The organism is Micromonospora sp. NPDC049374 (genome assembly GCF_040677165.1).
Classification (GTDB): domain Bacteria; phylum Actinomycetota; class Actinomycetes; order Mycobacteriales; family Micromonosporaceae; genus Micromonospora.
On the sequence record NZ_JBFAQH010000005.1, the window covers coordinates 144,089 to 166,206 of the forward strand.

22 protein-coding genes are annotated in these 22,118 nt (G+C 71.6%); 14 read left to right on the forward strand and 8 right to left on the reverse strand.

All coding sequences use genetic code 11. The features are described 5' to 3' along the window. Window positions 1-7: 7 nt before the first annotated feature. Window positions 8-1,177, reverse strand: coding sequence for a 4-hydroxybenzoate 3-monooxygenase (locus AB0J93_RS10890; RefSeq protein WP_363920487.1), 1,170 nt, complete (start codon window positions 1,175-1,177; stop codon window positions 8-10). A gap of 24 nt (window positions 1,178-1,201) precedes the next feature. Continuing rightward, the gene (locus tag AB0J93_RS10895; protein ID WP_363920489.1) at window positions 1,202-2,662 is read right to left on the reverse strand and encodes a benzaldehyde dehydrogenase; all 1,461 of its coding nucleotides are present in this window, start codon (window positions 2,660-2,662) and stop codon (window positions 1,202-1,204) included. Window positions 2,663-3,004: 342 nt separating this feature from the next. Between AB0J93_RS10895 and AB0J93_RS10900 the strand changes: the two genes are divergently transcribed. From AB0J93_RS10900 to AB0J93_RS10940, 9 genes are all read left to right on the forward strand, one after another. Further along, window positions 3,005-3,823, forward strand: coding sequence for a CoA-transferase (locus AB0J93_RS10900; protein ID WP_363920491.1), 819 nt, complete (start codon window positions 3,005-3,007; stop codon window positions 3,821-3,823). Beyond that, complete coding sequence (locus tag AB0J93_RS10905) at window positions 3,820-4,587, forward strand: CoA-transferase subunit beta (protein ID WP_363920494.1); 768 nt, start codon at window positions 3,820-3,822, stop codon at window positions 4,585-4,587. The genes AB0J93_RS10900 and AB0J93_RS10905 overlap by 4 nt, the downstream gene beginning before the upstream one ends. Window positions 4,588-4,729: 142 nt before the next feature. Further along, a complete protein-coding gene (gene pcaH / locus AB0J93_RS10910; RefSeq protein WP_363920889.1) occupies window positions 4,730-5,446 on the forward strand; it encodes a protocatechuate 3,4-dioxygenase subunit beta in 717 nt (238 codons plus the stop codon). Next, window positions 5,439-6,008 carry a protocatechuate 3,4-dioxygenase subunit alpha gene (pcaG, locus tag AB0J93_RS10915; RefSeq protein WP_363920496.1) on the forward strand — a complete coding sequence of 190 codons (570 nt, stop codon included), beginning with the start codon at window positions 5,439-5,441 and terminating at the stop codon, window positions 6,006-6,008. Before pcaH ends, pcaG begins: the two co-directional genes overlap by 8 nt. Further along, window positions 5,983-7,449 (forward strand): 3-carboxy-cis,cis-muconate cycloisomerase, encoded by a 1,467-nt coding sequence (gene pcaB / locus AB0J93_RS10920; protein ID WP_363920498.1) that lies wholly within the window; start codon window positions 5,983-5,985, stop codon window positions 7,447-7,449. Before pcaG ends, pcaB begins: the two co-directional genes overlap by 26 nt. Next, window positions 7,446-8,225 (forward strand): 3-oxoadipate enol-lactonase, encoded by a 780-nt coding sequence (gene pcaD, locus AB0J93_RS10925; protein WP_363920500.1) that lies wholly within the window; start codon window positions 7,446-7,448, stop codon window positions 8,223-8,225. The genes pcaB and pcaD overlap by 4 nt, the downstream gene beginning before the upstream one ends. After that, window positions 8,225-8,605: a 4-carboxymuconolactone decarboxylase gene (pcaC, locus tag AB0J93_RS10930; RefSeq protein WP_363920502.1), complete on the forward strand. Its 381-nt coding sequence runs from the start codon at window positions 8,225-8,227 to the stop codon at window positions 8,603-8,605. The genes pcaD and pcaC overlap by 1 nt, the downstream gene beginning before the upstream one ends. After that, window positions 8,602-9,390 (forward strand): IclR family transcriptional regulator, encoded by a 789-nt coding sequence (locus AB0J93_RS10935; RefSeq protein WP_363920504.1) that lies wholly within the window; start codon window positions 8,602-8,604, stop codon window positions 9,388-9,390. The genes pcaC and AB0J93_RS10935 overlap by 4 nt, the downstream gene beginning before the upstream one ends. Window positions 9,391-9,470: 80 nt before the next feature. Beyond that, window positions 9,471-11,045, forward strand: coding sequence for a Na+/H+ antiporter (locus AB0J93_RS10940; RefSeq protein ID WP_363920506.1), 1,575 nt, complete (start codon window positions 9,471-9,473; stop codon window positions 11,043-11,045). Window positions 11,046-11,097: 52 nt separating this feature from the next. On the opposite strand, the gene AB0J93_RS10945 is transcribed toward AB0J93_RS10940, so the two are convergent. Then, entirely contained in the window at window positions 11,098-12,345 is a 1,248-nt protein-coding gene (locus AB0J93_RS10945; protein WP_363920508.1) for a helix-turn-helix domain-containing protein, read from the reverse strand. 84 nt (window positions 12,346-12,429) lie between these two features. Here AB0J93_RS10945 and AB0J93_RS10950 point away from each other — a divergent pair, with 84 nt between their 5' ends. After that, window positions 12,430-13,518, forward strand: a complete 1,089-nt coding sequence (locus AB0J93_RS10950) for a ferredoxin reductase (RefSeq protein ID WP_363920510.1) — start codon at window positions 12,430-12,432, stop codon at window positions 13,516-13,518. Window positions 13,519-13,534: 16 nt separating this feature from the next. Beyond that, window positions 13,535-14,692 (forward strand): acyl-CoA desaturase, encoded by a 1,158-nt coding sequence (locus tag AB0J93_RS10955; protein ID WP_363920512.1) that lies wholly within the window; start codon window positions 13,535-13,537, stop codon window positions 14,690-14,692. An 87-nt stretch (window positions 14,693-14,779) separates the two neighbouring features. Here the strand turns inward: AB0J93_RS10955 and AB0J93_RS10960 are convergent, their stop codons facing one another. Both AB0J93_RS10960 and AB0J93_RS10965 read right to left on the reverse strand, forming a co-directional pair. Beyond that, window positions 14,780-15,022 carry a hypothetical protein gene (locus AB0J93_RS10960; protein ID WP_363920928.1) on the reverse strand — a complete coding sequence of 81 codons (243 nt, stop codon included), beginning with the start codon at window positions 15,020-15,022 and terminating at the stop codon, window positions 14,780-14,782. Window positions 15,023-15,197: 175 nt separating this feature from the next. Further along, window positions 15,198-15,917 (reverse strand): spermidine synthase, encoded by a 720-nt coding sequence (locus AB0J93_RS10965; RefSeq protein ID WP_363920514.1) that lies wholly within the window; start codon window positions 15,915-15,917, stop codon window positions 15,198-15,200. Between the two features lie 111 nt (window positions 15,918-16,028). Between AB0J93_RS10965 and eccB the strand changes: the two genes are divergently transcribed. After that, window positions 16,029-17,405, forward strand: a complete 1,377-nt coding sequence (gene eccB / locus AB0J93_RS10970) for a type VII secretion protein EccB (RefSeq protein WP_363920516.1) — start codon at window positions 16,029-16,031, stop codon at window positions 17,403-17,405. A 120-nt stretch (window positions 17,406-17,525) separates the two neighbouring features. Next, window positions 17,526-18,101, forward strand: a complete 576-nt coding sequence (locus AB0J93_RS10975) for a dihydrofolate reductase family protein (RefSeq protein ID WP_363920518.1) — start codon at window positions 17,526-17,528, stop codon at window positions 18,099-18,101. A 132-nt stretch (window positions 18,102-18,233) separates the two neighbouring features. Here AB0J93_RS10975 and AB0J93_RS10980 read toward each other — a convergent pair whose 3' ends face one another. From AB0J93_RS10980 to AB0J93_RS10990, 3 genes are read right to left on the reverse strand one after another with little or no spacing between them, the layout of a single operon-like run. Continuing rightward, entirely contained in the window at window positions 18,234-18,755 is a 522-nt protein-coding gene (locus AB0J93_RS10980; RefSeq protein WP_363920520.1) for an AAA family ATPase, read from the reverse strand. Between the two features lie 41 nt (window positions 18,756-18,796). Next, window positions 18,797-19,225 (reverse strand): hypothetical protein, encoded by a 429-nt coding sequence (locus AB0J93_RS10985; protein ID WP_363920522.1) that lies wholly within the window; start codon window positions 19,223-19,225, stop codon window positions 18,797-18,799. Window positions 19,226-19,269: 44 nt separating this feature from the next. Continuing rightward, on the reverse strand, window positions 19,270-20,454 hold the full coding sequence (locus AB0J93_RS10990) for a helix-turn-helix domain-containing protein (protein ID WP_363920524.1): 1,185 nt from the start codon (window positions 20,452-20,454) through the stop codon (window positions 19,270-19,272). 275 nt (window positions 20,455-20,729) lie between these two features. Here AB0J93_RS10990 and AB0J93_RS10995 point away from each other — a divergent pair, with 275 nt between their 5' ends. Then, a complete protein-coding gene (locus AB0J93_RS10995; protein WP_363920526.1) occupies window positions 20,730-22,097 on the forward strand; it encodes a hypothetical protein in 1,368 nt (455 codons plus the stop codon). Window positions 22,098-22,118: the final 21 nt, after the last annotated feature.

A 22,118-nucleotide genomic window follows, 5' to 3' on the forward strand; every position in this document is an offset into this window, starting at 1 on the left:
CCCGCGTTCAGACCTCGGGAAGGCCGACGTAGTTCTCCGCGAGGCTTGTCGCGTACGCGGGGGAGGTGGTGACGTACCGCAGGGTCGCCGACTGGAGCTTCGCCTCGTACGGGTCGTCGGCGTTGAGCCGGTGCAGCATGGAGGTCATCCACCAGGAGAACTGCTGCGCCCGCCACACCCGGCGCAGCGCGGTGCGCGAGTAGCCGTCCAACAGGTCGGTGCTGCCGTCGGCGTACCAGGCGGCGAAGGCGTCACCGAGCAGCGCGACGTCGGCGAGCGCCAGGTTCATGCCCTTGGCGCCGGTCGGCGGCACGATGTGCACCGCGTCGCCGGCCAGGTACAGCCGCTGCCACTGCATCGGCTCGACCACCAGGCTGCGCAACGGCGTGATCGACTTTTCCAGCACCGGCCCCTCGTTGAGCGTCCAGTTCGGCACCGTCTCCAACCGGGTACGCAGCTCGGCCCAGATCCGCTCGTCCGGCCAGTCGGCGATGTCCTCGTCGGCCGGCACCTGGAGATACAGCCGGGAGATCTGCGGCGATCGCATGCTGTACAGGGCGAAACCGCGCTCGTGGTGGGCGTAGATCAGTTCCTCCACCGCGGGCGGGGCGGCGGCGAGGACGCCCAGCCAGGCGAACGGGTAGGTGCGCTCGTAGGTGGTCAGCACCCCCTCGGGCACGGCCGGTCGACTGATCCCGTGGTAGCCGTCGCAGCCGACCACGAAGTCACAGTGCAGTTCCTCCGCCTGGTCCTGGTGCCGGAAGTGGATCACCGGGGCGGTGTCCAGGCCGGACAGGCGGTCGGCGGGCGCCTCGAACAGGATCGTCCCGCCTGCTTCCAACCGGGCTGCGATCAGGTCCTTGACCACCTCCTGCTGGCCGTACACGGTGATCGCCCGGCCGGTCAGCTCGGTCATCGGCACCCGGTGCGACTCGCCGTCGAAGCGCAGCTCGATGCCCTCGTGCCGTAGCCCCTCCCGGTCCAGCCGCGCGCCCAGGCCGGTGTCGCGCAGCAGGTCGACCGAGCCCTGTTCGAGCACGCCGGCGCGCAGCCGGTGTTCCACGTACTCCCGGCTGCGGCTTTCCAGCACCACCGAGTCGATGCCGTGTCGGTGCAGCAGGTGCGACAGCATGAGACCGGCCGGTCCCGCTCCGATGATGCCGACCTGGGTACGCATCCATGCCTCCTTGGTTCCGACGGCCTAGAACGGGTAGCGGGTGATGTCGCCCTGCATCGTGAGCCACTGGGTCTCGGTGAACGCCTCGATGTTCGCCGCCGCCCCACCGAAGCGGGAGCCGGTGCCGGACGCGCCGACCCCGCCGAACGGCGCCACCGCCTCGTCGCTGACGGTCTGGTCGTTGATGTGCACGATGCCACTGGGAATGCGCTCGGCCAGCGCCATCGCCTTCATCACGTCGCGGCTGAGGATGCCCAGCGACAGCCCGTACTCGCTGGCGCCGGCAAGTGCCGCCGCCTCGTCCAGGTCGGAGAAGCTGAGCACCGGGGCGACCGGGCCGAAGACCTCCTGCGCGTACGCGGGAGTGGCCGGGGTGACGTCGGCGAGCACGGTGGGCCGGTAGAACAGCCCGTCGTAGGTGCCGCCGGCGGCCAGCCGGGCACCCGCGTCCACGCTCGACGTGACCAGAGAGTGGATCTTGTCGCGCTGCGCCTCGTCGATGATCGGCCCGAGCGCCACCTGCTCCTTGGCGGGGTCGCCGACCGGCAGATGGTCGGCCCTGGCGGCCAACTCGGTGACGTACCGCTCGGCGACGCTCTCGTGCACCAGGTGCCGGCCGGTGGTCATGCAGATCTGCCCCTGGTGCAGGAAGGAACCCCACGCGCCGGCCGAGACGGCGAGGTCCAGGTCCGCGTCGTCGAGCACCACCAGCGCGGAGTTGCCGCCCAGTTCCAGGTGCGCCCGCTTCAGGTGCCGGGCCGCGGCCTCGCCGACCTTGCGGCCCGCGGCGGACGAGCCGGTGAAGCTGATCACCCGTACGCGCGGGTCGGCGACAAGCGCCTCGCCGGTGGAGATCCCGCCCGGCAGTACGTGCAGCAGGCCCTCGGGCAGCCCCGCCTCCTCGAAGACCCGGGCGATGGACAGCCCACCGCAGACCGCCGTGCGCAGGTCCGGCTTGAGCACCACCGCGTTGCCCAACGCCAGCGCCGGGGCCACCGAACGGATCGCCAGGATCAGCGGTGCGTTGAACGGCGAGATGACGCCCACCACGCCGACCGGTAGCCGGCGGGCCAGGCTCAGTCGGGGCTGGGCGCTCGGGATGATCTCACCGAGCGATTGCGAGGGCAGCGTGGCGGCCTCGTAGCACTCCTGCGCGGCGGTGCCGGTCTCCAGGCCGCCCTTGGGCGGGATCGACCCGGACTCGCGGACCACCCAGTCGCCGACCTCGGCGGCGTGCTGCTCCCACAACGCGCCGGCCCGGCGTAGCACGGCGGCCCGCTCGGTGTAGCTGGTAGCGGCCCAGGCCCGCTGCGCGGCGGCGGCCCGGATGCTGGCCCGCGCGACGTCGTCGGCGTCGGCCACGCCGATCTGGCCGATCTCCTCGCCGGTGGCGGGGGCGCGGACGGTGGCGGTGCCGCCGGAGGCCCGCACCCAGCCGTCGCTGTAGATCCGGCCGTGCCAGGTGTCGGTGTCGAGCAGGGGCATGGTGATCCTCCTTGCGCCGCGGGTGGGACAGCCACGGGCGGTGGCCGGCGGGATGGTTCCGGCCACGCCTGATACGTGCGGCGGCCCGGCGGTAGCCAGGGCCGGCCGCGCGCCACGCCTGTTCGCTTGCCGAACAAGCGTTCTCATCAAGGACATTTGCACGGGACTCGACTCGCGTCAACGGCTCACCGCAACATTTCTGCGTCAGGTCGGACGCGTGAATCCAGCCGGCCGGCGTGCGTTGACGAACGTCGCCAACGCCGATTACGTTCGAGATAAGTACGTCGGTCCGCATACCGAACAGCGGTCGGCGGGTGTGCGACACAGGAGGCAGGGAGGCTCATGGCGAAGCTCGTCTCGCTGGCCGACGGCGTCGCGGAACTGGTCCGCGACGGGGACACGGTGGCGCTGGAGGGATTCACCCACCTGATCCCGTTCGCCGCCGGCCAGGAGATCATCCGGCAGGAGCGGCGCGACCTGACCCTGGTGCGGATGACCCCCGACGTCGTCTACGACCAGCTCATCGGTGCCGGCTGCGCCCGCCGCCTGGTCTTCTCCTGGGGTGGCAACCCCGGCGTCGGGTCGCTGCACCGCTTCCGCGACGCCGTGCAGAACTCCTGGCCCGTCCCGCTGGAGTTGGAGGAACACAGCCACGCCGGGATGGCCAACCGCTACGTCGCCGGTGCCTCCGGCCTGCCGTTCGCCGTGCTGCGCGGCTACACCGGCACCGACCTGCCCCGGCACACCGACAACATCCGCAGCATCGACTGCCCGTTCACCGGCGAGACGCTGACCGCGGTTCCCGCGCTGAACCCCGACGTGACGGTGGTGCACGCCCAGCGCGCCGACCGCGCCGGCAACGTGCAGATGTGGGGCATCACCGGCGTGCAGAAGGAGGCGGTGCTGGCCGCCCGCCGCTCCCTGGTCACCGTCGAGGAGATCGTCGACGAGTTGACCCCGGTGGCCGGCCAGGTCGTGCTGCCCGGCTGGGCGATCACCGCCGTGGCGCACGTTCCCGGCGGCGCCCATCCCTCGTACGCGCAGGGCTACTCGGTGCGGGACAACGCCTTCTACGTGGCCTGGGACGAGATCAGCCGGGACCGTGACACGTTCCAGGAATGGATCGAACGGCACGTGCGCAACGCGGAGGTGCAGGCATGAGCGAGCAGTACACCGCCGACGAGATGATGACGGTGGCGGCCGCCCGACAGCTACGCGACGGCACCGCCTGCTTCGTCGGGATCGGCCTGCCCAGCACCGCGGCGAACCTGGCCCGCGCCACCCACGCGCCGGATCTGGTGCTGATCTACGAGTCCGGTTGTCTCGGCGCCAAGCCGGACCGGCTGCCGCTGTCCATCGGTGACGGCGTGCTCGCCGACACCGCCGACGCGGTGATCTCGGTGCCCGAGGTGTTCAACTACTGGCTGCAACCCGGACGCATCGACGTCGGCTTCCTCGGCGCCGCTCAGCTCGACCGGTACGGCAACATCAACACCACAGTCATCGGTGGCGACTACACCGACCCGAAGGTCCGCCTGCCCGGTGCCGGTGGCGCTCCCGAGATCGCCGCCTCCTGCGGCGAGGTGGTGGTGATCGTCCGGCAGAGCCGGCGTACGTTCACCGAACGCGTCGACTTCGTCACCTCGGTCGGCTACGGCGCCGGGTCCGGTGACCGGGAACGGCTCGGCCTGCGCGGCGGTGGACCCCGTACCGTCATCACCGACCTCGGCGTCCTCGAGGCCGACCCGGACAGCTGCGAACTCACCCTCACCCGGCTGCACCCGGGCGTCACCGTCGAGCGGGTCCGCGAGGCCACCGGCTGGTCGCTCGCCGTCGCGGAGGACCTGAGCACCAATGAGCCGCCCACCGCCGAGGAACTCACCGTGCTGCGTGCCCTCGAAGCGACGATGCGGGCGGCGGCGTGAGCGGGCGCTGCCCGGCCACCGCGGTCGCCGGACCGCAGGCCGGTGCGATCGCCCTCGGGTTTCCGCTCGACGCCTCCGGGTCGCGGATACTCGGATCGACTGAAGGGGAGGAGCGGCCGTGACCCAGGACGCCGAGCGGAAACTGATCCTGCCGAGCTACCGGCGCGACGACGTCGACGCCCATCCGCCACTGCTCAGCCCCGGCTACCGGTCGACCGTGGTGCGGGCACCGCAGCAGCCGTTGACCTACCTGCCGCAGCGGCTCACCGAGGTCACCGGGCCGCTGCTCGGCGAGGGCCGGCTCGGCGAGCTGGACCACGACCTGACCCGCCAGCACGACGGTGAGCCCCTCGGGCAGCGGATCATCGTGCACGGCCGGGTCCTCGACGGCGACGGCCACGCGGTGCCGCACACCCTCGTCGAGATCTGGCAGGCCAACGCCGCCGGCCGCTACCGGCACGCCGCCGACACCTGGCCGGCGCCGCTGGACCCGAACTTCACCGGCGTCGGGCGGGCCCTGACCGACGCGGACGGCCGCTACCGCTTCGTAACCGTGCAGCCCGGTGCCTACCCGTGGCGCAACCACGACAACGCCTGGCGGCCCGCGCACATCCACTTCTCCCTCTTCGGCCGGGCGTTCACCCAGCGCCTGGTGACCCAGATGTACTTCCCCGGCGACCCGCTGTTCTTCCAGGACCCGATCTTCAACTCGGTCCGCGACGAGCGGGCCCGCCAGCGGATGGTGGCCCGCTACGACCACACCACCACCCGCCCGGAGTGGGCGCTGGCCTACGAGTTCGACATCGTGCTGCGGGGCCGGGAGGCCACCGTGTTCGAGGACGAGGACGACGATGAGTGAGTCGCTTGGCGTCACGCCCGCCCAGACCGTCGGGCCGTACCTGCACATCGGCCTGCGCTGGCCCGACGGGCCGTACGTGGTTCCGGAGGGCACGCCCGAGGCGTTCTGGCTGCGTGGCCGGATCGTCGACGGCACCGGCGCGGCCGTGGTCGACGCGATGGTGGAGAGCTGGCAGGCCGATCCCGACGGGCGCTTCGACCACCCCGACGATCCGCGGGGCGCCCGGCCACCGACGGTCCCCGGCTTCCGGGGTTTCGGCCGGGCCGAGACCGACACCGAGGGCCGGTACGCCCTGCACACCGTCAAGCCGGGGCCGCTGCCCACCTTCGACGGCGACACGGAGGCGCCGCACCTGACCCTGTCGGTGTTCGGGCGGGGGCTGCTGCACCGCCTGGTCACCCGGGTCTACTTCCCCGGCGAGGCGGCCAACGCCACCGACCCGGTGCTGCGTACCGTCGACCCGCAGCGGCGTGACACGCTGCTGGCCCGACCGGGCTCGGACGGGTTCCAGTTCGACATCCGCCTTCAGGGAGAGCATGAGACCGTCTTCTTCGCCGTCTGAGGCACTGCTGCGCGGGCTCTCCGGCACACCCGACGTCGACGCCGAAATCGGCGACCACGCCCTGCTGCGGGCGCTGCTGGACGTCGAGGCCGCCCTGGCCCGGGCCGGCGCCGACGTCGGGCTGGTGCCTGCCCCGGCCGCCGACGAGATCGTCCGGCAGTGCCGCGCCGAACGGTACGACCCGGCCGCTCTCGGTGCCGCGGCCGAGGCGGCAGGCAACCCCGTCGTCCCGCTGGTGCGGGAGCTGACCGCTGCGGTCGCCGAACCGGCCCGCCCCTGGGTGCATCACGGCGCGACCAGCCAGGACGTGCTCGACACCGCCCTGTCGCTGGTGGCGGTCCGCGCCGCCGAGCCACTGCTGCGGCACCTCGCCGACGCCGCCGACGCCGCCGCCCGGCTGGCCCGGACCCACCGCGACACCCTGATGGCCGCCCGCACCCTCGGCCAGCAGGCCGCACCGACCACCTTCGGGCTCAAGGCGGCCGGCTGGCTGGTCGGCCTGGTCGAGGCGCGGACCCGGCTGGCCAGGGCGCGCGCCGACCTGCCCGCGCAGCTGGGCGGGGCGGTCGGCACGCTCGCCGCGTACGGCACGGCCGGGCCGGCGATTGTCGACCGGTTCGCCGCGCACCTGGGCCTGGCGGCGAGCCCGCTGCCCTGGCACACCCGCCGTCAGCCCCTGCTCGACCTGGCCGCGGCCCTCGGTGGGCTGCTCGCCGCCACCGGCAAGATCGCCCTCGACGTGGGCCTGCTCGCGCAGACCGAGGTCGGTGAGGTGGCCGAGGGGGGTGCGGGGCGGGGCGGCTCCTCGGCGATGCCGCACAAGCGCAACCCGGTGGACTCGGTGCTGGTCACCGCCGCGGCCCGGCGTGGCCCCGGGCTCGTCGGCACGTTGTTCGCCGCCGCCGGCCAGGAACACGAGCGGGCCGCCGGTGGCTGGCACGCCGAGTGGGAACCCCTGCTCGACCTGACGCACCTCGCCGGTGGGGCGGCTGCCCGCACCGCCCGGATGCTCGCCGACCTCGACGTACGTCCGCAGCGGATGCGGGTCAACCTGGACGCCAGCGGCGGCCTGCTGCTCGCCGAGTCGGTCGCCGCCCGCCTGGCACCGGCGCTGGGCCGCGCCGCCGCCCACGACCTGGTCCGCCGCGCCGCCGGCCGGCCCGACTTCCGGGCGGCGCTGCTGGCCGACGCGGACCTGCGCGCCCACCTGTCGGAGCCGGACGTCGACGCCGCACTCGACCCGGCCGGCTGGCTCGGCAGCGCCGGGCACCTCATCGACCGCGCCCTCGACCTGCACCGCGAGGCGGCCCGAGGCGAGGGCCCCACCGCCGGTTCGCACCACGAGGCGGCCCGGGGCCCGGCCGCAGGTGCCGGCCCGCGCCACGAGGCGGCGCGAGGCCCGGCCGCCACCGCCGGCCCGCATCGGGAGGCACAGCCGTGACCGGCGGGCTGCACGCCACCGTGGACGGCCCGCCGAACGCACCGGTGCTGGTGCTCGGCAGCTCTCTCGGCACCACCGGCGCGATGTGGCATCCGCAGGTGGCGGCGCTGGCCGAGCGGTACCGCGTGGTCCGCTACGACCATCTCGGCCACGGCGGTTCGGCGGTGCCGGCCGGGCCGTACACCATCGACCTGCTCGGCCGGAAGGTGCTGCGGCTGCTGGACGACCTGGCCGTGACCCGGGTCCACTACGCCGGGCTCTCCCTCGGCGGGATGGTCGGCATGTGGCTGGCCGCGCTCGCCCCCGAGCGGATCGACCGCCTCGCCCTGTTGTGCACCTCCGCGTCGCTCGGGCCGGCGGACGGCTGGCGGGCCCGGGCCGCCGCCGTGCGTGCCGGCCGGCTGGACGGCATCGCCGACGCGATCGTCGAGCGCTGGTTCACCCCTGCCTTCGCCGAGAGTCGTCCGGACACCGTCGCCGCGTACCGGGACATGTTGGTCGGCACACCCGCCGTCGGGTACGCGGGCTGCTGTGAGGCGATCGCCGCGATGGATCTGCGTCCGGACCTGGCCGCCGTCCGCGCCCCGACGCTGGTGATCGGTGCGGCCGACGATCCGGCGACCCCACCGGAGCAGGCCGCCGCCATCGCCGAGCGGATCCCGTCGGCCCGCCTGGTGGTGCTCGACGGCGCGGCGCACCTGGCCAACGTCGAGCAACCCGAGGCCGTCACCCGACTGCTCGTGGACCACCTCGATCCGGAAGGCGCGGTGCGCTGATGACCGACCAGCAGCGGTACGAGGCCGGCATGGTGGTACGCCGGCAGGTGCTCGGCGACGCGCACGTCGACCGGGCCATCGCCGGCACCGACGAGTTCACCACCGACTTCCAGGATCTGATCACCCGGTACGCGTGGGGTGAGATCTGGACCCGGGAGGGGCTGGACCGGCGTACCCGCAGCTGCATCACCCTCGCCGTGCTGGCCACTCTGCACCACGACGAGGAACTGGCCATGCACGTACGCGCCGCCCTGCGCAACGGCCTGACCCCCGACGAGGTGGGGGAGGTGCTGCTCCAGGTGGCCGTCTACGCTGGCGTACCGGCGGCGAACCGGGCGTTCAAGGTGGCCCAGGAGACTCTGCGGCAGGAGGCCCAGTGAGCGACGAGTCGACGGCCCGCCCCGGCGAGTTCGTCCAGTCGCTGGAACGCGGTCTCGCCGTGATCCGGGCCTTCGACGCCGAACACCCGCAGCTCACCCTCAGCGAGGTGGCCCGGGCCACCGGGCTGACCCGGGCCGCCGCCCGCCGCTTCCTGCTCACCCTGGTCGAACTCGGCTACGTACGCACCGACGGGCGGCTGTTCTCCCTGCGCCCACGCATCCTCGACCTCGGCTACGCCTACCTGTCCAGCCTGAGCCTGCCCGAGGTGGCCCGGCCGCACATGGAGGCGCTGGTGGCGCAGGTGCACGAGTCCTGCTCCGTGTCGGTGCTCGACGGTGACGAGGTCGTCTACGTCGCCCGGGTACCCACCAAGCGGATCATGACGGTGGGGATCAGCGTCGGCACCCGGTTCCCCGCGTACGCCACGTCGATGGGTCGGGTGCTGCTCGCCGCGCAGCCGGCCAGGTGGCTGGACGACTATCTCGCCACGGCGCAGCTGCGCCCGCTGACCCGGCGCACCGTGACCGACCCGGCCAAGCTGCGCGGCATCCTGACGAAGATCACCACCCAGGGGTACGCCCTCGTCGACCAGGAGCTGGAGGAGGGGCTGCGCTCACTGGCCGCCCCGATCCACGGCGACAACGGCTCGGTGGTGGCTGCGGTCAACGTCTCCGCCCACGCCAGCCGCGGCTCGTTCGAGATGGTCCGCAAGGAACTGCTGCCGCCGTTGCTGGCCACCGCCAAGCGCATCGAGGAGGACCTGAGCGCCGGCCCCGGTCGCTGAACCCGAGCCCGGGCGGGCGAATCGGCCCGGGGCGGCCCGTCGGCGTACCACCATGTGGGGGGCGACGAACGGGGGGCGAGGTGCGCGAGCTGCTGCTGGTCATCACGCTGGGCGTCGTCGTGCTGGTCGGCACCACCATCGGCGGCCGGTACCGGGTCGCCCCACCGGTGCTGCTCATCTGCCTGGGTGCCCTGGTGGCGCTGCTGCCCCCGTTCTCGCACGTCGTCCTGGCACCCGAGGTGGTGCTGCTGCTGTTCCTGCCGGCGATCCTGTACCGGGAGAGCCTGGTCACCAGCCTGCGCGAGATCAGGGCGAACATCGTGGTCATCGCCCTGCTGGCGGTCGGACTGGTCGGGGTCACGATGGTCACGGTGTCGCTTGTCGTGCAGCGCTTCGGTGTCGATCCGGCGGTTGCCTGGGTGCTCGGCGCGGTGCTCGCCCCGACCGACGCCGCGGCGGTGGCCGGGCTGGCCAAGCGGATGCCCCGTCGCCTGCTGACCACCCTGCGCGCGGAGAGCCTGGTCAACGACGGCACCGCCCTGGTGCTGTTCGCCATCGCGCTCGGTCTGCTCGGCGGAGGTGCCGCACCGAACGCCTTCGAACTCGTCGAACGGATCGGCCTGTCCTTCCTCGGCGGCATCGCCGCCGGCATGGTGGTCGGCACGGTGGTGATCCTGATCCGCAAGCGCATCGACGACCCGCTGCGGGAGGGCGCGCTGAGTGTGCTCACCCCGTTCACCGCCTTTTTCCTCGCCGACAGCATCCACGAGAGCGGGGTGCTCGCGGTGGTGGTCGCCGGTCTGATGCTGTCCTACGCCAGCCCTCGGGTGATCCGGGCCCGATCCCGGATCCTCGCGCTGTCGTTCTGGGACCTGACCACCTTCCTCATCAACGGTGGACTCTTCGTGCTGGTCGGCATGCAGATCCCGCGTGCGGTGCAGAACGTCACAAGCGTCTCCCTCGGCCGGGCCGTCGTGATCGCGCTCGTGGTGGCCGTGGTGCTGGTGCTGGTGCGGATGCTGTGGCTGCACCTGATCGCCGGTGTGGCCCGGCTGGTGGACCGGCGCGAGTCGCAGCTCGCCCGCCGGGTCAACTGGCGGGTGCGTACGGTCGCCGGCTGGGCCGGTTTCCGGGGTGCGGTCTCGCTGGCGGCGGCGCTGGCCGTGCCGTTGACCGCGCAGGACGGCAGTCCGGTGCCGGAGCGCGATCTGATCATTTTTGGTGTCGCCACGGTGATCCTGGTGACCATGCTCGTGCAGGGCACCACTCTGCCGTTCCTGATGACCTGGGCCGGGCTGAGCGGTGATCCGGAACGGGTCGAGGAGTCGCGGCAGGCGCAGCTGAACGCCACCCGGGCCACGCTCGACGCACTGCCCGACCTCGCCGACCGGGTGGGCGCCGAGACGGCGATCGTGCAACGGCTCCGGGCCGAGTACGCGGGCCATCTGGACGCGGTGCAGTCCGAGCCGGAGGACGACTCGTTGACCGCCCGGGAGGTCGAGCGTCAACTGCGGCTGGCCGCCCTCGAACACAAGCGACGCGAGATCACCGGGATGCGCGACCGGCGGGAGATCGACGACACCGTGCTGCAGGAGCTGCAGGCCCGGCTGGACGTCGAGGAGATCCGCCTGCTCGGCCCGATGCCCTCCGAGTGACCGCTCCTCTGGTTGCCCCTGCCCTCGACGGGTGCCACGGCCGGTGGTCCGCTCACCCGGCCGTCGCCCCGCCGGCCGGAAGCGCGAGCGCGACCGTGAGGTCCAGCAGACTGCGCGGATCGGTGAGGCGGTCACCGTAGAGTTCGCGCAGTTGGCCCATCCGGTAGCGCACGGTCTGCGGGTGCACGAAGAGGTCGGCGGCGACGTCGTCCCGCCGTCCCTGGTGCAGCAGCCAGGAACGCAGCGTTTCGGTGAGCCGTTCGGCGGTGGCGGCGGGCAGCTCGGCGAGGGGTTGCAGGACCCGGCTACGCAGGTCGGCGAGCGCCTCGACGTCGGCGCTGAGCAGCAGCTCGGCCAGGTGCTGTTCGGTGTCCAGGGGCTCGCCGTCGGTGGGCTGGGCGATACCGAGCGCGACCACCCGGACCACCCGTCGGTACGAGGAACAGACCCGGGCCCAGGGACGGCAGGGGCCCAGCACCGCGCGGCGTCCGTGCAGCACCCGGGCGAGCTGCCGGCGCCGGTCACCGTGCATGTCCGGTACGAGCAGCACCGCGGTGTCCTCGCCGGGCTCGCCGGGCGGCAGCTCCTCGCTGCTCTCCAGGGTGTGTTCGCCCAGCAGGGCGAGCGCCCCGCGCAGCTTCGCCTGCGGCAACAGTGCCACGGTAAGGGTCTGTGGCACCGGCCAGTCGGCCCGCTCGGCGCTGCGCAGCAGCACGTCCTCCGCCTCACCGGCGAGCAACTGCTGGGTGAGCCGTTCCAGGTTCCGCCGTCGCGCCCGGCCCACACTGGCCAGCTCGTCGGCATGCCCGGCGACACTCGCGGCGGAAAGCTCGTCGATGTAGGCGAACATCAGCTCGGCGAACTCGGCGACCGTGGCGGCGGGCAGGCCGGTGGCCACGGTGGCGGCGGCCAGCTCCCGCCAGGAGACCCGGGCACCCACCCGGTACGCGGCCAGCAGCGCGTCGACGCTGCGGCCCGACCGGGCCTCGCCGCTGCCCAGGGCGTACGCGGCCTCCAGCGCCGGAACCAGCGGGGTGCTCGGGTCGTTGACCTGCGGACGGTCGGCGGATTGGGACTGTTCGAGCAGTTGCAGGAAGGTGCCCAACGCGATCTGCACCGCGTTCTCAATCTTGTCCCGCATCTGCCCGGTGAGGGTCCCGGAGTAGCTGGGCACCTCGGCCGTGATCGCGGTGACGGTCTGCCCGGCCACCAGTGGCAGCCGGTCGCGCAGTTCGCGGGCCACCCGCTGGTCCAGTTCGATGCGGGCCGCCCGATTGGTCGTTCCGGATGGTTCCGCCACGGTTGTTCTCTCCGCACAAAAGGGGTGGATCGCTTTACCTTCGCAGACCAAGAGTTTATGCCAGCGGGCCGCGACCATCGTCGTATGACCGCCACCGTCCCGCCACCGGACACGAGATCTTTTCGGCGCCGCCTGTGGCGGCTCGCCGAGACGGTGACCACGCCGGCACTGCCCAGCGACTACCTCGACCTGATCGCCCCGCTTCGCGCCGGTGCCGACCTGCGTGGCCGGATCGTCGCCGTGCACCCGGAGACCCGGGACGCGGCGACCCTGCTGATCCAGCCCGGCCGCAGCTGGCGCGGACACGTCCCCGGCCAGTACGTCCGGCTCGGTGTCGACGTCGACGGGGTGCGCCAGTGGCGGGCCTATTCGGTCACCTCAGCCCCCGGCCGGCGCGCCGACCCGATCTCGGTGACGGTGAAGGCGATCCCCGACGGCGTGGTCAGCAACCACCTGGTCCGCCGGATCCGACCGGGCACGATCGTGCAGCTCGACCAGGCGTGCGGCGACTTCGTGCTGCCGGAGCGGGCACCGTCGCGGGTGCTGTTCCTCACCGCGGGCAGCGGCATCACTCCGGTGGCCGGGATGCTGCGTTCGGGGGCCCTGGACGGCAGCGACGTGGTGCTTGTGCACTCGGCGCCCACCGCCGCGGACGTGGTCTTCGGCGCGGAGCTACGCGGCCTCGCCGAGCGCGGTGCCATCCGCCTGATCGAGCGGCACACCGAGGTCGAGGGCCTGCTGGACGTGACCGAGCTCGACACCCTGGTCCCCGACCACCTGGAGCGCCAGACCTGGGCGTGCGGCCCGCTCGGGCTGCTCGACGCGGTGGAGGAGCACTGGTCGGTTCGCGGCCACGCCACGCGGTTGCACACCGAGCGGTTCCGTCCCACCGTGATCACTGCGGGTGACGGCGGGACCGTCACCTTCACCCGCTCGTCGGTGACCGTGGCGGCCGCTGGCGCCACCCCGCTGCTGGATGCCGGCGAGAACGCCGGTGTGCTCATGCCGTCGGGCTGCCGGATGGGCATCTGCTTCGGCTGCGTGCTGCCGCTGCGCCAGGGCGCGGTCCGCGACCTGCGTAACGGCCAGCTCACCACCGCCCTGCCGGGCGACGGCGTACGCGTACAGACCTGCGTGTCTGCCGCCGCCGGCCCGTGTGAACTCGAGATCTGATCGGAGAACGACCGACGTGACTGTGATCCAGAAGAAGGCCGACAACCCGATCGCCCACCTCACCGCCGAGGACATCGAGACCCTCGGCAAGGAACTCGACGCCATCCGGGAACGCGTGATCGCCTCCCGGGGCGAGCGGGACGCCGCGTACATCCGCAAGGTCATCTCGACGCAGCGGAAGCTGGAGATCGGCAGCCGCGTGGTGCTGCTGTTCTCGCTATTCCCGCCGGCCTGGATCGTCGGCACCGCCGGGCTCTCGGTGGCGAAGATCCTGGACAACATGGAGATCGGGCACAACATCCTGCACGGCCAGTGGGACTGGATGCGGGACCCGAAGATCCACTCGACCAGCTGGGACTGGGACCACGTCGCCCCGGCCGACCAGTGGAAGCAGTCACACAACGAGCTGCACCACCGCTACACGAACGTGGTCGGCAAGGACAACGACCTCGGCTACGGCATCATGCGGGTCGACGAGGACCAGCCCTGGCACCCGGCTCACCTCGGGCAGCCGCTGTACAACTTCCTCAACGCCTGCTTCTTCGAGTACGGCATCGCGGCGTACGACCTCGACCTGGGCAACAAGCTGAAGGACGGGGGCCACAAGGACCCCGAGTTCCGCACCAAGGTCCGCGCCGTCGGCCGGAAGATCCGCCGCCAGGTCCTCAAGGACTACCTGCTGTTCCCGCTGCTGTCCGGCCCGTCGTTCCTGCACACCCTGGCCGCCAACTTCACCGCGAACCTGATCCGCAACTGGTGGAGCCACTCGGTCATCATGTGCGGGCACTTCCCGGAGGGGGTGGAGACCTTCGAGAAGACCTCGATCGAGGGTGAGACCCGGGGGGAGTGGTACGTGCGGCAGATGCTCGGCTCGGCCAACATCAGCGGCAGCCGGCTGCTGCACATCATGACCGGCAACCTGTCGTACCAGATCGAGCACCACCTCTTCCCCGACCTGCCGAGCAACCGTTACCAGGAGATCGCGCCGGAGATCCGGGCGTTGTTCGACCGGTACGGGCTGAAGTACACCACCGGCTCGCTGCCTCGGCAGGTCTTCTCCGCGTGGCGGAAGGTCTTCCGGCTCGCCCTGCCGAACCGCCGCCAGCCGGCACCCCCGGCGAACTCGCTCGAGGATCCCGCCGACCACCCCACCCCAACCCTCGTAGCCGCCTGACCGCCGCGCCTTAAATCGCCAGGGCCCCGCTGACCCAGCAACAACCCTGAAGTTGCTCACCACGAGCGTGGGGTGGGTGGGTCGGGGTCAGCGCCGGTTGGGGTAGTTGTGGGCGGACTGGCGGCCCTTGACGAAGGCCAGCACGATCACCACGGCCAGCGCGATGAGGCCGATGATGACCAGCCAGCGGACCGCTTCGAGGAGCAGCCCGAGCAGGACCAGCGCCCCGGCGACCACGCCGACGACCCAGAGCATGGCACGCATCTCCACCTCCCAACCGGCCGCCCGGCCGGTCCGGGCGCGATTGCCGAACCGGCTACCCGTTTCCACCCGGATGATGCCGTCTGCGCGGCGTACAACCAGCGGGTGCTTCCTGGGCCACCACGTCCCCCGGGGCGCCGGTGGGTAGCGCGGCGGCGACCGGTGCCCCGGCCGCACTGCGCGCGGAACGGCGCGCGGCGCTCGGAAACGCGGGGGCGATTTCCGAGGCGCGTCAGGGCGGCCCTCAGCCGGGAAGCTGCCCCAGGTAGACGGTGTTGGCCGACTCGCCGCCGGTAAGCGGGTTGGCGAACCGCACCACGTGACTGTGGTGGGTGGGGAACACGGCGGCCAGGTTGGCTTCGAAGTCCGGGTCCGGTGGGTCGTCCGACCAGAGCGCGAAAACGCCGCCCGGATGCAGCAGCCGCGCCAGCCGGCGCAACCCGTCGGGCCGGTAGAACGCGGCGTGGCTCGGATGCAGCGGGTGCCGGGGGGAGTGGTCGACGTCCAGCAGCACCGCGTGAAAACGACGCCCGGCGTCGTCGGGGTCGAGACCGTCCGACCCGGCCACCCGGGCGAAGAAGTCGGCCCGCACCAGCCGGGTACGCGGGTCCGTGGCCAACCCCGCGGCGAAGGGCAGCAGGCCGCGCCGGTGCCAGTCGATGACGTCCTCGACCGCCTCCACCACCAGCAGGGAGGCGACCCGGTCGTCCGCCAGCGCGGTCCGGGCGGTGTAGCCGAGGCCCAGCCCGCCGACGACGACGTCGAGGCGGTCACCGGCCAGCGGCGCCAACCCCAACCGGGCCAGCTCGACCTCACCGGTGGTGAACAGGCTCGACATCAGGAACTCGTCGTCGAGCTTGACCTCGTACACGTCCAGGTCGAGCCGGGGATCGCGACGTCGGCGCAGACTGATCTCGCCGATAGGTGTCGGTCGCCAGGCCAGTTCCTCGAAACGTACGCTCACCGCCGGGATGCTACCGGCCGGTGAGCCGCCGCGAGCGGCCCGACGCACGGTCCTCGGGACATCGACGCAGCGCATATCCTGTGCCCCGATCGTCTCGCCGGAGGGAAAGCGATGCCGTCGCGGCAGGATCAGCTGCACTCGTACCAGTTCAACGTCCAGCGGACGGTGGCCGCGCTGGTGACCCGGGAGACCGATCCGGCGCAGTCACCGATGCGCCGGCTCGCCGGAGCCGGGATGGCCAGCGTGCTGGTGGCGGTCATCGGGCTGGGTGCCGCCGCCCTGTACGGCCTCTTCACCGGCGGCGGCACGAAATGGCGCGACGCCGGTGTGGTAATCGTCGAGAAGGAGTCCGGCGCCCGGTTCGTCTACCGGGACGAGAAGCTGCATCCGGTGCTCAACTACGCCTCCGCGCTGCTCATCATCGGCGCGCAGCGGCCGAGGACCGTACTGGTGTCCCGCCGATCGATCGACGGGGTGCCCAGGGGGCTGCCGTTGGGCATCCGCGACGCCCCCGACTCGCTGCCTCCGGCGGCCCGGCTGGCCACCGCACCGTGGACGGTCTGCTCGGTGCCCCCGACCGAGGACGGAGCCGTGGCACGGTCGGTGCTGCTGGTGGGTGCCGACGGCACCGGCAGCCGACCGCTGGGCCGGGACGCACTGCTGCTGCGTGATCCCGACGGCCGGCTGCACCTGCTCTGGCAGCAGCGGCGCCACCTCATCCGGGACACCGACCGGGTGCTGGCCGCGCTCGCGACCACCCGTTCGCGGTCCGTCCCGGTGGCCGCCGCCCTGCTCAACTCGGTGCCGGCCGGCCTCGACCTGGCCCCACTGAACCCGCCGCACCTGGGCCGGCGGTCCACCCGGGTCGCCGAGGCCCGGATCGGTGACGTGCTGGTGGTGCGCAACTCCGGCGGCGGGCGGCAGTACGCGGTGGTGCTGCGCGACGGGCTCGCCGGCATCACCGAGCTACAGGCCGGCCTGCTGCTCGCCCGTACCGGTCAGCGGGAGCCGGAGCAGATCAGCCTCGGCCGGTTCGCCGCCCTGCCACAGCTGCCCGACCTCGTCCCCGCCGGTCCCGATGCGCCGCCGGCTGCCCCGCCCCGGCTGGCCACGCCGGACCCGTCGACCATCTGCGCGCGGGTCGGCGACGACACCGGCGCGGTCGAGCTGCGGCTGGGTGTGGAACTTCCGACGCTGGCCCGGGCGGCGGTACAGCCGACCGACGCGACGACCGCTGACCACGTGCTCGTGGAGCCGGGACGAGGCGCGGTCGTCGAATCGGTCGCGGCGCCGGGTGCCACCGGCGGCGCGATCTCCGTGGTGACCGACCTCGGCCGCCGGTACGCGCTCGCCGGCCCCGAGGTGACCGGCATGCTCGGCTACGCGGACGTGCAGCCCGTCCGACTGCCCGCAGGCGTGGTCAGCCTCGTACCCGCCGGTGCGTCGCTCGACCCGGATGCGGCCCGCCAGCGCGCCGCCCCAGCCTGACCTGCTCGGACGCGCGTCGCGGAAGTGGTAGGAAATTTCTCGGCGCGGGCTGTCGAATCCGGTGACTCCCGCTCGTCGCACTGACGACAGCACGGCAGACCAACACCAAGGAGCAACCAGATGCGTACCCTGATCGCCACCGCGTTCGTCTCGCTCGACGGCGTCATCGAGGCACCCGGCGGAGAGCCGGGCTACCGCAACTCGGGCTGGACCTTCAACGACATCGCCTTCGACGAGGCCGCCTACGAGATCAAGGGCCGCGAACAGGACGAGGCCACGGCGATGATGATGGGCCGGGTCAGCTACCAGGCGTTCGCGCCGGTGTGGCCGGACATGACCGTCGAGTTCGCCGGCTACAACGCGATGCCGAAGTACGTCGTGTCCACCAGCCTCAAGGAGCAGGACCTGGTGTCCAACTGGGGGGAAATCGTCATTCTCCGGTCGCTTGACGACGTCGCCGCGCTGAAGCAGACCGAGGGCGGGCCGATCAGCATCCACGGCAGCGCCACGCTGAACCGGAACCTCTCCGACGCCGGCCTGATCGACCGCTATCACCTGCTGGTCTTCCCGGTCCTGCTCGGCGCGGGCGAGCGGCTGTTCTCCGACACGGACCGGGACAAGCAGAACCTCAAGCTCGTCGAGAGCGAGTCCTACGCCAACGGCATCCAGAAGCTGGTCTACGACGTCGTCCGCTGACCAGCCGACCGGCCCGGCCGGGGGTCCGGTCCCGTCCCGCCTGAACGTCGTGCCGTGCTGGGTGCATCTGTTGTCGCTCTGACGACAACAGATGCACCCACAGCGAAAGCTGCGTCCGGGTACGGAAGCGGGTCAGCGGCTAGGCACCGGCCGGATGCTCATGGCGATGGCGTCGGCCACCTGTTCGGGCGGCTGGGACGCGTCGACCACATGAGCGCCGGTTACGGCGGCGAAGCTGGTAAGCGCCCGGGCGACATGATCGTGTCGCCATTGGCGGGCAGCGACATCGATCTGGTCGGCATCGATGCGGGCACGTAACTGCTCCTCCGGGAGCGTGAGCACGACCTCGCGCACCTCGACGCCGTCCGCACGGATACCGTCGAGAATCTGCTCGCGGTACGCGGGGTTGATCAGGCTCATCGGCGCGACCCAGATGTGAGGGTACTGCTGGGCGAGACCGCTCATCGTCTCGACGACGAGGTGACGCCACAGTGGAAGATCCTGGAAGTCGCCGGTCGGCGAGGTGATGAACCGCGTCAGCAGGTAACCCACGTACTCGGGGTCGAAAACTTTGGCATCCGGAAGACGCTCCATGAGCAGACCCGCCGTGGTCGTCTTGCCGACGCCGAAGGCGCCGTTGATCCAGACAATCATGCCGAGGATGCTCCCACGGCGACGATCAGGCTGACGGCTGCCTATTGGTACTCGGCCGCGACTTCCTCCGCCTCGGCGAGGAACTCGTCCAGTTCGGTGACGCTCAAATTCATGTCCAGGAGTATCTGGACGAGAACGAAGATCTCGGCGTCGAGCACGGTTTCGGCGGGCATGTTGTCGACCAGCTCCGGTTCGCCGAGGGCAGCGCGGATGAGACCCTCCATTTCGAGGGCCGGCGGGGTGCCTACGTCTTGGTAACGTGCGCGGATTGTCGACACCCAGGCGGCGACGTCGGTGGGTGTCGCGTCGGGGGCGAAGTGCCGGTTGACGGCCAGGGCGAACGCGGCTCCGATGACGTAGGGGGTGCCGGCCTGGCCGCTTCGGCGAATCTCGTCGCACAGTGCGTCGGCGGTGTCCCAGTCGGCTCGGGCCATGGCCCGGATGACATCGCTGTACGGCTGTTCGTGCACCCTGCCTCATTCTTGGGTCGGTTGGGCTCTGGATCGGCCGCGGGTCACGGTTGCCGGGTCAGGCCGAGGACGGCGGCGAGGCGGGTGACGTCGGCGGGGGAGGTGCCCGCGCGAAGCACGGCGGTGAGTGCGGCGCGGGCGATCGGGCGCAGGCGGGTTTCGGCAGGGGCGATGCGGTCGGCGGTGACCAGGGCGCGTCCGGCGGCCTGATAGTCGCCGAGGGCGAGGTGGGCGCGGGTGATGTCGATCAGGTGGCCGGCGCGCTGTTCGGCGGGCAGCCGATGCCAGGCATCGGTGCTGACGGCGCGTTTGTGGGTGGCAATGGCGAGGCTGTTGTCACCGAGATTGGCGGCGGTCAGCGCCCGAGCGAGATCGACAGCGACCGGCCCGAACCCGGCACCATGTCCGGATACGTGGGCCAGGCGGGCGGCCTGATCGGTGAGGGTGCCGGCGGTGGTGGCGTCGCCGCAGGTGGCGGCGGCGAGGGAGGCTTCGACAAGCAGGACGCCGGCGAGGGCGACATCCTCCGGCGGGCTGTCAGGGCACGGCGACGGGCCGAGCCCATGCAGGGCGGTGCGGGCGACGACCAGGGCCAGCCGTCCGCGCCGCACCGCACGCAGCGCCTGCGCCAGGGCGACCACGGCGATCGCGGTACGCCGTGGGTCGCCGCCGGCAGCGGTCATCGCCCGGTCGGCGGCGAGCCAGGCCAGGTCGGGCTCGCCGAGTTTGACCAGAACCTGGGCGGCCAGCCGGTGCACCCGAACCAAGATGTCGACAGTGGCCACCGGCCTGCCGGGGGCTGCGGTGTGGCGGGCGTCGGCGAGCAGGCCGGGCAGGATCCGGAGCAGCTGGGAATACTGGGCGTGCCGGTACGCGACGAGCGCGTACCCGACCTGCCGGTCAAGGTCCGCCGTCGTGCCACAGCTGGTGGGGATGTCGTAACGGGCGAGGGCCTCCCGTACCCGCTCCACGGCGGCCGTCATCTCGGTGACCGTCGGCTGCCGGCTGTCGCGTCTGACCAGCACGCCGGTGGCGACCCCGAGCGCCCCGGCGACCGTCTCGATCACCGACAGCCGATCGAGTCGGCGGGCACCCCGTTCGATCTTGTCGATCCAGCTCTTCGACTTGCCGATCCGGTCCGCGAAGACCTGCTGACTCATCCCACGGCGAACCCGTAGCTGCGCGATGCGCCGCCCGATCGGCAGTTCCTGCCGGCTGCTGCCGGTCATCGTCGCGCCGCCGAACCGATGGCATCCGTGGACGCTCCGCAGCGCGGGCACCACCGTGCCTTCACCTTGAACGCGAACAACCCCGAGAGAAACCCCAGCAGTACGCCGCCGAGCACCATCATCGCCACCCTCATGTGGTCAGTTCATCCAGTCGCGACAGTGATGTGAGGAGGTGCGCATGGTGCCTACCGGTGCGGACCGGTGGCGAGGGCGCTTTCGTTCACACCCCTCCGTTACTCTCCGTGTGATGACTGTTGCAGGCGAGGGGTGGGGGCGTGGTATCCAGCGGAGAGACGATCACCCGGCTGCTGGCCGAGGTGGGCTGGCAGCCTGAACAACTCGCCCGACGTCTGAATGAATGCGCCGAACGGCATGGCCGCACGGAGCGGTTGCATGTCAAGACTCCGTACAAGTGGAAGAAGGGTGATGCACCCCGTAGCCCCTGGCCTTCGCTGACCACCGCCTTGCTGTCCGAGCAGTTGCAACGGACGATCACTCTCGATGAACTGGGCTGGCCCGATGACGGTTTCGAGGCGGTACCCGCCTCGGCCGGTCTGGAGCTGCCCTGGTCCCCGGCCGGGGCCTTGCGGGCCGCCGAGGTGGTGAACGAACCTGAGGGGATGATGCACCGACGGATGTTTCTCACTCTGCTCGGTTCCGCACTGACCTCACCTGCGCACGAGTGGCTGATCTCCCAACCTCCGCGAGCCGTGGCGTCGGCAACAGGCCGGCCGATCTCCAGCGAAGTCGTCGACCACCTGGACGCGGTGACCGCCAGCCTCCGTCGCATGGACGATCACCTCGGCAGCGGCCAGACCCTCGGTATGGTCCGCCAACATCTGAGCACTGTGGTCGATGTGCTGCGTGATCGCAGCTACACCGACAGCGTGGGCCGACGCCTCCACGCCACCGCTGGAGAACTGCTGCGGCTTGCCGGTTGGCTTTCGTTCGACGGTGGCCACCACAGCCAGGCCCAGCGATTCTGGATCGCGGGGCTCTACCAGGCCCACACTGCCGGCGACCGCGGACTCGGGGCAAACATCCTCGGATTCATGTCCTGCCAGGCCAAAGACCTCGGTCAACTGCGTCAGGCCGTGACCCTCGCCGAGACCGCGCGGGCGAGCTACCCGGAATCCAGTCCGAAGGTGTCGACAATTCTCGACCTCAGGGCTGCCGAGGCGTACGCCAACAACCAGTCCGTGACCGACACCCGCCGCGCGCTCGACCGCGCCTTCGACCGCCTCACCGACAGGCGACCGGAACACGGCGACCCGGACTGGTCCTACTGGATCAACGAGGCGCAGGCTCACGCCCAAGCTGGATACTGCTACGTCAAGCTCGAACACTGGTCCCGTGCACGAGAGCACCTGCGAGCAGCGCTGCGGCTACAGAGCAGCGAGTACAGCCGGGAAGCTTCCCTGCGCAACGCCCTGCTCGCCACCACCTACGTGCGGCAGGCGCAACCAGACCTCGACAAGGCACTCGCTCTTGGCGAGCAGGCGGTGCAGACGCTCACGGGTCAGGTCACCTCCGCCAGGTGCACCAAACACGTACGCAATCTGGTCGGTGCCCTCGCCCCCTACCGTCGCACCCCCGCCGTCCGTCGCTTCTGCCTGGACGCCAGGGAACTCATCTCCGTGTGACCCCGCACGCGAGTGGCGGCG

Coding starts and splice junctions, on each gene's coding strand:
- AB0J93_RS10890 (WP_363920487.1), bottom strand. CDS start 1,177: ATGCGTACCCAGGTCGGCATCATCGGAGCGGGACCGGCCGGTCTCATG.
- AB0J93_RS10895 (WP_363920489.1), bottom strand. CDS start 2,662: ATGCCCCTGCTCGACACCGACACCTGGCACGGCCGGATCTACAGCGAC.
- AB0J93_RS10900 (WP_363920491.1), top strand. CDS start 3,005: ATGGCGAAGCTCGTCTCGCTGGCCGACGGCGTCGCGGAACTGGTCCGC.
- AB0J93_RS10905 (WP_363920494.1), top strand. CDS start 3,820: ATGAGCGAGCAGTACACCGCCGACGAGATGATGACGGTGGCGGCCGCC.
- pcaG (WP_363920496.1), top strand. CDS start 5,439: ATGAGTGAGTCGCTTGGCGTCACGCCCGCCCAGACCGTCGGGCCGTAC.
- pcaB (WP_363920498.1), top strand. CDS start 5,983: ATGAGACCGTCTTCTTCGCCGTCTGAGGCACTGCTGCGCGGGCTCTCC.
- pcaC (WP_363920502.1), top strand. CDS start 8,225: ATGACCGACCAGCAGCGGTACGAGGCCGGCATGGTGGTACGCCGGCAG.
- AB0J93_RS10950 (WP_363920510.1), top strand. CDS start 12,430: ATGACCGCCACCGTCCCGCCACCGGACACGAGATCTTTTCGGCGCCGC.
- eccB (WP_363920516.1), top strand. CDS start 16,029: ATGCCGTCGCGGCAGGATCAGCTGCACTCGTACCAGTTCAACGTCCAG.
- AB0J93_RS10975 (WP_363920518.1), top strand. CDS start 17,526: ATGCGTACCCTGATCGCCACCGCGTTCGTCTCGCTCGACGGCGTCATC.
- AB0J93_RS10980 (WP_363920520.1), bottom strand. CDS start 18,755: ATGATTGTCTGGATCAACGGCGCCTTCGGCGTCGGCAAGACGACCACG.
- AB0J93_RS10990 (WP_363920524.1), bottom strand. CDS start 20,454: ATGACCGGCAGCAGCCGGCAGGAACTGCCGATCGGGCGGCGCATCGCG.